Annotated in this window: 5 protein-coding genes; 3 read left to right on the top strand and 2 right to left on the bottom strand. The window is 73.2% G+C overall.

Annotated elements, in window-relative coordinates:
* A partial coding sequence (locus ACWD3D_RS26770) for a beta-ketoacyl synthase N-terminal-like domain-containing protein (RefSeq protein ID WP_451463350.1) occupies positions 1–4,499 on the bottom strand: 4,499 nt, incomplete at its 3' end.
* A 380-nt stretch (positions 4,500–4,879) separates the two neighbouring features.
* Between ACWD3D_RS26770 and ccrA the strand changes: the two genes are divergently transcribed.
* From ccrA to ACWD3D_RS26785, 3 genes are all read left to right on the top strand, one after another.
* Entirely contained in the window at positions 4,880–6,235 is a 1,356-nt protein-coding gene (ccrA, locus tag ACWD3D_RS26775) for a crotonyl-CoA carboxylase/reductase (RefSeq protein WP_451463351.1), read from the top strand.
* Between the two features lie 155 nt (positions 6,236–6,390).
* The gene (locus tag ACWD3D_RS26780; RefSeq protein WP_451463352.1) at positions 6,391–8,262 is read left to right on the top strand and encodes a fatty acyl-AMP ligase; all 1,872 of its coding nucleotides are present in this window, start codon (positions 6,391–6,393) and stop codon (positions 8,260–8,262) included.
* Positions 8,262–9,344, top strand: coding sequence for a beta-ketoacyl-ACP synthase III (locus tag ACWD3D_RS26785; protein WP_451463353.1), 1,083 nt, complete (start codon positions 8,262–8,264; stop codon positions 9,342–9,344). The genes ACWD3D_RS26780 and ACWD3D_RS26785 overlap by 1 nt, the downstream gene beginning before the upstream one ends.
* Positions 9,345–9,352: 8 nt before the next feature.
* Here ACWD3D_RS26785 and ACWD3D_RS26790 read toward each other — a convergent pair.
* A partial coding sequence (locus ACWD3D_RS26790) for an SDR family NAD(P)-dependent oxidoreductase (protein WP_451463354.1) occupies positions 9,353–10,325 on the bottom strand: 973 nt, incomplete at its 5' end.

Here is a 10,325-nt window from a genome sequence, read left to right on the forward strand (position 1 = left end):
CCGGCGGGCGCCTCTTCGAGGATGAGGTGGGCGTTGGTGCCGCTGATGCCGAACGCGGACACCGCGGCGCGGCGCGGGCGGTCCACGGCCGGCCACGGGGTCTCGCGGGTGAGGAGTTCGACGGAGCCCCGGCTCCAGTCGACGTGCGGCGTGGGGCGGTCGACGTGCAGTGTCCCGGGCAGCACACCGTGGTGGAGGGCCTGGGTCATCTTGATGACCGCCGATATGCCGGCCGCTGCCTGGGTGTGGCCGATGTTGGACTTCAGGGAGCCGAGCAGGAGCGGCCGGTCCTCGGGGCGGTTCTGTCCGTAGGCGTGGATCAGCGCCTGGGCCTCGATGGGGTCACCGAGGGTGGTGCCGGTGCCGTGCGCCTCCACGGCGTCGACGTCCGCGGCGGTCAACCCGGCCGATGCGAGGGCTTGCCGGATGACGCGCTGTTGGGACGGGCCGTTCGGGGCGGTCAGACCGTTGCTTGCGCCGTCCGAGTTCACCGCGCTCCCCCGGACCAGGGCGAGCACCCGGTGACCGTTCCGGCGGGCGTCCGAGAGGCGTTCGAGCAGGACGAGCCCCACCCCCTCCGACCAGGCGGTGCCGTCCGCCGCCGCAGCGAAGGGCTTGCAGAGCCCGTCCGGGGCCAGGCCGCGCTGCCTGCTGAACTCGGTGAACATGCCCGGTGCGGCCATCACGCTCACACCACCGGCCAGCGCGAGATCGCATTCGCCGGAGCGCAGCGCACGGGCCGCGAGGTGGAGTGCCACCAGGGACGACGAGCAGGCGGTGTCCACGGTGAGCGCCGGGCCCTCCAGGCCGAGGGCGTAGGCGATGCGCCCCGAGGCGACGCTGACGGTCGCGCCGGTGAGCCGGTGGCCCGCGCCGTCCCCGGTGGTCTCGTGCAGCCGGGGGCCGTATTCCTGCTGGGTCGCGCCCACGAAGATGCCGGTACCGCTGCCGCGCAGGGTGGCGGGGTCCACTCCGGCCCGTTCCAGCAGCTCCCAGGAGGTCTCCAGCAGCAGCCGCTGCTGGGGGTCCATCGCTTCGGCCTCGCGGGGCGACAGGCCGAAGAAGTCGGCGTCGAACCGGTCGGCGTCGTGGAGGAACCCGCCGCGTGCGACGTACGATCCGCCGGGCCGGTCGGGGTCCGGGTGATGGAGGTCTTCTGGCCAGCCCCGGTTGACCGGGAAGCCGCTGGTCGCGTCGGTGCCCGAAAGCAGCAGGTCCCAGAGTTGTTCGGGGGTGTCGGCGCCGCCGGGCCACCGGCCGGCGGTGGAGACGATGGCGACCGGATCGTCGTCGGACGCCGTTTTCCCGGGCGGCTGTACGGCCTCCGGTGCGGCCTCCCGCCGGGACTCCGCCTCCAGGTGCCGGGCGAGCGCGAACGGCGTGGGGTGGTCGTAGGTCAGGGTGGGCGCCAGCCGCAGCCCGCTCGCGCGGGAGAGCCGGTCGGCGAACTCCACGGCACCGAGGGAATCCAGGCCGAGCGCCTTGAAGGTACGTTCCGTGTCGAACCCGTCCGCGGACGTGCTGCCCAGGACCTCCGTGGCGGCGGCGGTCACCAGGCGCAGGAAGTCCGGTCGGGCGGCGGTGTCCGGCACGCTCTCGACGTGCGGGAGTTCCCGGCCCGGTGTGGGCTCGGCCCGGCCCTCGGCCTGCGGGGCCGGTGCCGGCCCGGCGTCCGGCGCGGCGGTCCCGGCCCGCGTCACGGTGGCGAAGCGGAACGGCCGCCGCTGAAAGGCGTACGTCGGCAGGGTGGCGCGCTCCGGGCGGCCGGCGCCGTCGAAGAAGCCGGACCAGTCGGCGGCCGTGCCGGTCGTGTGGAGTTCGGCGAGTCCGGTGAGCAGGGAGGAGCGTTCGGGCGTACCGGGACGCAGCAGCGGCACCGCGGTCGCGGTGGTGTCGCCGTCCGCCGCGAGGATGGAGCGGGTCAGCGCGGTGAGGACGTTCCCGGGTCCCAACTCGACGTAGGCGGATACTTCTTGAGCCTTCAGTGTGCGTACGGCGTCGTGGAACCGGACGGGGCGCCGGATGTGTTCGGCCCAGTAGTCGGGGGAGGTCAGCGCGTCCGGGCCGACCGGCACTCCGGTCGCGTCGGAGATCACGGTGAGGGCCGGCGGGCGGAAGGTGAGACCGGAGGCGATCCGGCGGAACTCCGCCACCGCACCGTCCATGTGCGGGGAGTGGAAGGCGTGGCTGACCTTGAGGGCGCGGGTGCGACGCCCCTGGGCCGCGAACCGTGCGGCGGCCTCCTCGGCCGCGTCGGCGTCTCCCGAAAGCACCACGGCCATCGGGCCGTTGACGGCGGCCAGGGCCAGGCGTCCGGCATAGTCGGCGAGTACGGGGGCCGTCTCCTCCTCCGTGGCCTCCACCGCGACCATCGCCCCGCCGGTGCGGGCCTCACCCATCAGGCGCCCGCGCGCCGCGACGAGGGTGGCCGCGTCGGCGAGCGGCAGCACCCCCGCGGCGTACGCGGCGGTGAGGCCGCCGACCGAGTGGCCGAGGACGAAGTCCGGCCGCGGAAGGTGCCGTTCGAGCAGCTGGTGGAGAGCCGCGCCGAGGGCGAAGAGGGCGGCCTGGGTGTATTCGGTGCGGTCGAGCAGAGCGGCTTCCGGGGTACCGGGTGCGGCGAACAGGATTTCGCGCAGGGGACGTTCGAGGTGGATGTCGAGATGTGAGCACACCTCGTCCAGCGCCCCGGCGAAGGCGGGTGTGGTGCGCTGGAGCCCGAGGCCGGCACCGGGACGCTGGCTTCCCTGACCGGGGAAGAGGAACGCGAGGGGACCGGTCGCGCGGGCGCGTCCGGTCACGACGTCCGGGGTGCGGCGCCCCGCCGCGACGGCGTCCAGGGCTGCGAGCAGGCCGGGGAGGCCGGCACCGAGGACCACCGCCCGGTGGTCGAACAGGGCACGGGTGGTGGCGAGGGCGTGTCCGGTTCCGTCGGGGGTCGCGTCCGGATCGGCCCGTACGTGTGCGGCGAGCCGTCGGGCCTGGGCCCGCAGGGCGGCCGGGTCGGCGGCGGAGAGCGTCCAGGGCAGGAGGGCCTTGGCACGGGCGGCCTCCGCAAGGGCGCCTTCTGTACGGGCGGCGTCTTCTGTACGAGTGCTCTCCGCACGGGCGGTGGCTTCGGCGGCGGTCCCGGTTCCAGGGGCCCGGGGTGACGGGCGAGCGGGAGCGGGCGGCTCGGCGAGCAGAACGTGGCAGTTGGTCCCGCCCATGCCGAAGGCGCTGACCCCGGCGATCAGCCGGCGGTCCGGCCTGGGCCAAGGGCCCAGGTGGCGCTGGACCCGCAGCCGCAGCGTGTCGAGCGGGATGCGCGGGTGGGGCGTCTCATGGTTGAGAGTCGCCGGAATCTTCCGGTTCTTCAGGCTCAGCACGGTCTTGAGGAAGCCGGCGATCCCGGCGGCTCCCTCCAGGTGGCCGATGTTGGTCTTCGCCGAGCCCACGAGGAGCGGCTCACCGGCGGCTCGGCCCACACCGTAGGCGGCGCCGAGCGCGGCGGCTTCCACGGGGTCCCCCACCGGGGTGCCGGTGCCGTGCAGTTCGACGTACTGGACCTCGTGCGGGTCGATTCCCGCCTCGTCCGCCACCAGCCTCAGCAGCTCCCGCTGGGCGTCGGTGCTCGGCACGGTGAGGGCCTCGGTCGCACCGTCGTTGTTGACGGCGCTGGCGAGGATCACACCATGCACGCGGTCGCCGTCCGCGAGGGCCGCGTCCAGGGGTTTGAGGAGGACGAGGCCGCCGCCTTCGCCCCGTACGTACCCGTTGGCGCGGGAGTCGAAGGTGAACGAGCGCCCGTCCGGGGAGAGTCCGCCGAAGCGGGCGGCGGCCGAAGTGCTGTCGGGCGCCAGGTTGAGGTTCACCCCGCCGGCCAGCGCGAGGTCGCAGTCGCCGTCCCGGACGGCCCGGTGGGCCAGGTGGAGGGAGACGAGGGCGGAGGACTGGGCGGAGTCGACGGTCAGGCTGGGGCCTCGAAGCCCGAGGTGGTAGGAGACACGATTGGCGAGCAGGCCCCGGTTGAGGCCGGCCAGGGTGTGCCGGGTGAGGGGTTCGGCGTCCTCCCGGTGGCGCAGCAGCGCGTAGTCGTACGCCATCGCCCCCAGGTAGACGCCGACCGGGGTACCGGCGAGCGAGCCGGGGACGATTCCGGCCTCCTCCAACGCCTCCCAGGCGAGTTCGAGGACCAGCCGCTGCTGGGGGTCCATCTCGGCGGCCTCGCGCGGGGACACCCCGAAGAACGCGTGGTCGAAGTGGTCGACCTCGTCCAAGAAGCCGCCGGGCAGATCCTCGTCGGAGATTCCGCCGCTCCCCCGCCCGCCGGGGGCCGTCGGGCGGCGGTCCCGCGGCAGCGGGCGGATCGCGTCGGCCCCCCTGCTCAGCAGGTCCCAGAAGGAGTCGGGGTCGGGAGCTCCGGGCAGTCGGCACGCCAGTCCGATCACGGCGACGGCCCGGCCCCCACCGTGGCCGGCACCGGCCGTGCGGTTGGCACCTTGACTGGTGATCGTCATCGCCGAGCCCTTCTCGATCGTCGCACGGAGCGTTTCCGGCGGAATGGGTCCAGATTTCCGTGGTACCGGAATTCAGCGACCGGGCGGGAATGAATCTGCGGATTTTTTCCGAGGGGTGCCCGAACCCCCGGAACCACCTCTCACATCCTCACCCCCGAGGTCTTCGGCGCCTACCCCTAGCCTCCCCCTATGACCCCCATCACTCCGGCCGGACCTGCGATTTCACGCCGCACCACTGGTTCTGGCCCGCATCCGGAAGGCACCCCCTAGGAGTGCGGGGAATAGGGGTTCCGTTCCGGAAAAGGACCGCCGTAGCGTCGAATGGAAACAATGCGAAAGCCTCACGATCCATCGACTCACCGATCCGGGAGGAATCAGAAATGGATTCTCTGACCGAGGCCGTTCTCCGCGGAGCCTCACCCGAGGAGCTGGAGCGCGCCCCCGTCCCCACGGACTTCGTGGCCGCCCACATCCGACAGGAGGACGTCGGCATCTTCGACGGCGTGGCCGACAAGGACGTACGCCGCTCACTGAGGGTGGACCGGGTACCGATGCCCGAACTCGCCCCGGACGAGGTGCTGGTGGCGGTCATGGCCAGCTCCATCAACTACAACACCGTCTGGTCGGCGACCTTCTCGCCCGTCTCGACGTTCAACGCGCTCAAGCGCTACGCCCGCACCGGCGGTTACAACGCCCGTCACGACCAGCCGTTCCAGGTCGTCGGGTCCGACGCGGCCGGCGTGATCGTACGCACCGGCGCCGGGGTCCGGCGCTGGAAGGTGGGCGACCACGTGGCCGTCAACGCTGCCGTGGTGGACGAACAGGACCCGGTGACGCACTCCGACGGCATGCTCGGTGCCGACCAGAAGGCATGGGGGTACGAGACCAACTTCGGCGGCCTCGCGCACTACACCGTCGTACGGGCCAGCCAGCTGCTGCCCAAACCCGCCCATCTGACCTGGGAGGAAGCCGCCTGTGTGCCGCTCTGCGGCGGAACCGCGTACCGCATGCTGGTCAGCGACCGGGGCGCCCGTATCAAGCAGGGCGACATCGTCCTGATCTGGGGTGCGACCGGCGGGCTCGGCGCGTTCGCCGTCCAACTGGTCAAGAACGGCGGCGGCATCCCGGTCGGGGTCGTCAACTCCGAGGCCAAGGCGAAGCAGTTGCGCAAGCTCGGCTGCGACGTGGTGATCAACCGCGAGGAGATCGGCATCGGGGGCGAGCCCGCGGAAGGAGCCGGGACGGTGGAGCTGGCCAAACGGCTCGGCCGGGCCATCCGGGCGGAACTCGGCGAGGACCCGCACGTGGTCTTCGACCATGTCGGCCGCGCCACCTTCGGCATCTCGGTCATCGTCGCGCGACGCGGCGGCACGGTCGTCACCTGCGGTTCGAGCACCGGCTACGACCACAGTTTCGACAACCGGTACTTCTGGATGAACCTCAAGCGCATCGTGGGCAGTCACGGAATGAACCTCCACGAGGCGGCGGAGATGATGCGGCTGCTCAAGCTCGGCAGCATCGCGCCGGTCCTCTCCGAGGTGTACCCGCTGGCCGAGGTCGGCGAGGCGGCCCGCCTGGTGCAGACGAACAGCCACACCGGCAAGATCGGCGTCCTCGCCCTCGCCCCCGAGGCCGGTCTCGGCGTGACGGACCCCCAACTGCGCGCCCGGATAGGCGAGGAGCGGCTCGGCCCACTGCGTTCGCCGCTCTTCCCGCAGCCCGCTCCCGCCCGGTGAGGGCTCCGCACGGGACACGCACCGCACCACCCGCGTCCGCCCCGGGCGCGCCGGACCGAACCCGTAACCGCGCCGCGCCGTCCGTAACCGCCATGAGTGCCCCGAGCCGAACGCACCGGCGACCCGCGCCGCAGCGACGAGAGGCCTGACACCCCATGACCGCCACCGCTTCCGCCACTCCCACCATCCCCACCACCGGCACTCCGGGGCACCGCTCCGGCGCCCCGGACGCCACGACGGGCGAGCTGCCGAGCCTCCCCGAAGTGCTGCGCCTGCGCGCCCGGACCAGGCCCGACGACCTCGCCTACGTCTTCCTGCGCAACGGCGAGAGCCCGGAGCAGACACTGACGTACCGTCAACTCGATCTCTCCGCACGGTCTCGCGCCGCGAGGCTCGACTCGGCGGGGCTGCGCGGCAGAGCGGTTGTACTGCTCTACCCGTCCGGCCTGGAGTTCGTCTCCACGCTCCTCGCCTGCATGTACGCCGGTGTCGCGGGCGCTCCCGTCCAGGTGCCGACCCGGCAGCGCGGCCTGGAACGGCTGCGGCGCATCGCCGACGACGCCAGAACGACAACCGTGCTCACCACGGCCGCCGTCAAGAGCGATCTGGAGCAGCGCTTCGGCGGGTCCCCCGAGCTGGCGGGTCTCACCCTCCTCGCCTCCGACACGCTCGACGCACCGGCCGAGAGCGCCACGGACGGAACGCCGGCCGCCGAATGGTCCGGACCGCCGGCCGGTCCGGACGACACCGCCCTGCTCCAGTACACCTCCGGCTCCACCGGTGACCCCAAGGGCGTCCGCGTCACCCACGCGAACTTCCGCAGCAACGTCGCGGAGACGGACCAGCTGTGGCCCACCCGGGCGGACAGCGCCGTCGTCAACTGGCTGCCGCTCTTCCACGACATGGGGATGCTGTTCGGGGTCGTCCTGCCACTGTGGGCGGGGATACCGGCCTACCTGATGGCCCCGGAGGCGTTCATCCGCAGGCCGTCGCGCTGGCTGGAGGCGATCTCCCGGTTCCGGGGCAGCCACACCGCCGCGCCGAGCTTCGCGTACGAGCTGTGCGTGCGGGACGCCGCCGACAACGGCCTCGCCGAAGGGCTGGACCTGTCCTCGCTCCGGGTCGCGGCGAACGGGGCCGAGCCGGTTCGGTGGGACACGGTGCGCGCCTTCACCGGGACGTTCGCCCCGGCCGGCTTCCGGCCGAGCGCGATGTGCCCCGGCTACGGCTTGGCGGAGAACACCCTCAAGGCCACCGGCAGCCGGGAGGACCGGGAGCCCACGCTGCTCGTCCTGTCGGCCCAGGCGCTGCGCGAGGGCCGCGCGCAGCCGGTCACGGCACCGCAGGTTCCCGGAGAGGTACCGGCGTCCTCCGCGCGCACGGTGCACGCGGTGGGCAGCGGCACCACGGTCGGCGCCACCACGGTCCGGATCGCGGACCCGGAGAGTCTGACCGGGCTGCCGGACGGATCGGTGGGCGAGATCTGGGTCAACGGCCCTTGCGTCGCCGACGGTTACCACGGTCGGCCGGGTGAGACCCAGCGGACCTTCCGGGCGCTGCTGGCGGGCGAGGAGGACCTGGGTACCTGGCTGCGTACCGGCGACCTCGGTTTCCTGCACGAGGACGAGCTGTTCGTCACCGGTCGCCTGAAGGACGTGATCATCCGCAAGGGCCGCAACTACTATCCGCAGGACATCGAGGTGTCGGCGGAGAGCGCCGACCCGGCGCTCCAGCCGAACTGCGCGGCGGCCTTCTCCGTGGACGACGGTGCGGCCGAGCGGCTGGTACTGGTGGTCGAGGCGGACGGCCGTGCCCAGCGCGACGGGGGCGCCGAAGGCCTGCGCGACCGCGTGCGGGCCGCCGTGCTCGACGGGCAGCGGCTGGAGACGGACGAGGTCCTGCTGGTCCGACGCGGCTCGCTGCCGAAGACGTCGAGCGGGAAGGTACAGCGCCGCGAGACCCGACGACGTTATCTGGACGGCGAGTTCGAGGGACGCGCGATCCCGTCGTCCGTGCCGGGGGCGTGATGAGCACCGGTACGACGGACACCCGCGCGACAGAGACGCGTACGGAAGGGCGACCGGCGGACAAGGTGGCGGCCGGCGCACCGGGGAGGCTGCGGGCGGCGGTGCCGGTCCCCGGATCCCGTGTACTCGGGGTCGGCGCCCACCGGCCCGCCCGGGTGGTGGGCAACGACGAGGTCGCGGGGCCGATCGATTCGAGCGACGAGTGGATCCGGCGCAGGTCGGGCATTGCCGCGCGGCGGTTCGCCGCCCCGGACGAGACGGTCGTCGCCATGGCGGCAGCCGCCTCGGTGAAGGCACTGGCCCAGGCGGGCGTCGCGCCCGCGAGCGTGGACACGGTACTGCTGGCCTCGATGTCCCACCGGGAGCAGTCGCCGCCGGCCGCTCCCCGGGTCGCCCACCTCATGGGGGCGAAGTCGGCGGGCGCCATGGACGTGGGGGCGGCGTGCGCGGGGTTCTGCCACGCGCTCGCGGCGGCCGACTCGCTGATCAGGTCCGGCAGCAGCAGGTACGTCGTGGTGGTGGGTTCGGAGCGGATGTCCGACATCGTCGACCCGACGGATCGCGGGACGGCCTTCCTCTTCGGAGACGGCGCCGGCGCGGTGGTGGTCGGCCCGGCCGTCGAGCCCGGGATCGGACCGGTGGTCTGGGGTTCCGAGGGCGGGCGTCAGGAGGCCATCGCGCACTCCTCGCCGTGGCCGGCGGTCGGATCGGCGACGGCCGCCGCACCGCCCACCCTGCGGATGGACGGGCCGGCCGTCTTCCGGTGGGCGGTCGCGACGGTGCCGAGGACGGCGCGGGCCGCACTCGACGCGGCCGGTCTGACCCCGGACGATCTGGCCGCGTTCGTGCCGCACCAGGCCAATCTGCGGATCATCGACGGGGCGGCCGCGGCGCTGCGGCTGCCGCCCCACGTCGTGGTCGCCCGGGACATCGTGCGGGCGGGCAACACCTCCGCGGCGTCCATCCCGCTCGCCATGGAGGAGTTGCTCGCCCGGGGCGCGGTGCCCCGGGGCGGCCTGGCGCTGCTGGTGGGCTTCGGCGCCGGACTGGCGCACGCGGCCCAGGTGGTGGCACTTCCGTGACAGCGGGGTCAGGACAGCCAGGGAGTGGTGAACGTCTGGACGGCGGAGCCGTCGGCGTCGGCCAGTTTGATCCCGGCGAGCTGCCGGGCGAGGCCGGAGGTCTGCACCCGGAACGCGGGCCGCTCCGCGGTGAGTACGTCCACCACGGCGGCCGCGGCTTCGGCCGAACTCTGCGCCTGGTCGAAGAGGCCCTCCGTGGTGGCGAGGTACGCCTTGAACGCGGCCTCGTACGGTCCGGCGGCTTCGGCCAGCCCCGGCACGGACGGACCGAGCGAGGCGACGAACTCGCTCGCCACCGGCCCAGGTTCGACCACGGAGACCTGTACGCCGGTGCTCGCGGCGACCGGAGCGAGTGACTCCAGGAAGCCTTCGACGGCGAACTTCGCGGCGCAGTAGGCCTCGTTGAACGGCTGCCCGATCACACCGCCGAGGCTGCTGACGGTGATGACCCGGCCTCCGCTCGCGCGCAGATGCGGGAGCGCCGCGAGTGTCACCTCCACGACCCCGAAGAAATTCACCTCCATCACGGCACGGAACGGCTCGATGCCGAGCTGCTCGACGGTGCCGAGCTGTCCGACTCCGGCGTTGTTGATCACGGCGTCGAGCCGCCCGGACTCGGCGACCGCCCCGGAGACGGCTTCGGCGACGGACGCCGGGTCCGTCACGTCGAGGCGTGCGACCCGGACACGCGTCGCCACGCCGGCGGCTTCCGCCGCGGCGCGCAGGGCGCCGGCCCGGCCGGTGTCGCGGAGGGTCGCGACGACGTCCCAGCCTGCCTCGGCCGCGGCGACCGCGGTGGCCAGGCCGATGCCGGAGGACGTGCCGGTGATGAGGACGGTACGACGGTCGGTCATGGGACCTCCTGCGAAGTGCGCTTTCGCGCGCGCCGGTTCGTGGGCGCGCTCCGCGTCCCGCCGCCCGGTCCGGGGTGCGTACGTCAGATAGACGCCGAGGCTGTCGGCGGCGCTGAGCCCGGGGCGT

The sequence above is a fragment of the Streptomyces sp. NPDC002690 genome (genome assembly GCF_053592415.1).

Coding starts and splice junctions, on each gene's coding strand:
- ACWD3D_RS26785 (WP_451463353.1), top strand. CDS start 8,262: ATGAGCACCGGTACGACGGACACCCGCGCGACAGAGACGCGTACGGAA.
- ccrA (WP_451463351.1), top strand. CDS start 4,880: ATGGATTCTCTGACCGAGGCCGTTCTCCGCGGAGCCTCACCCGAGGAG.
- ACWD3D_RS26780 (WP_451463352.1), top strand. CDS start 6,391: ATGACCGCCACCGCTTCCGCCACTCCCACCATCCCCACCACCGGCACT.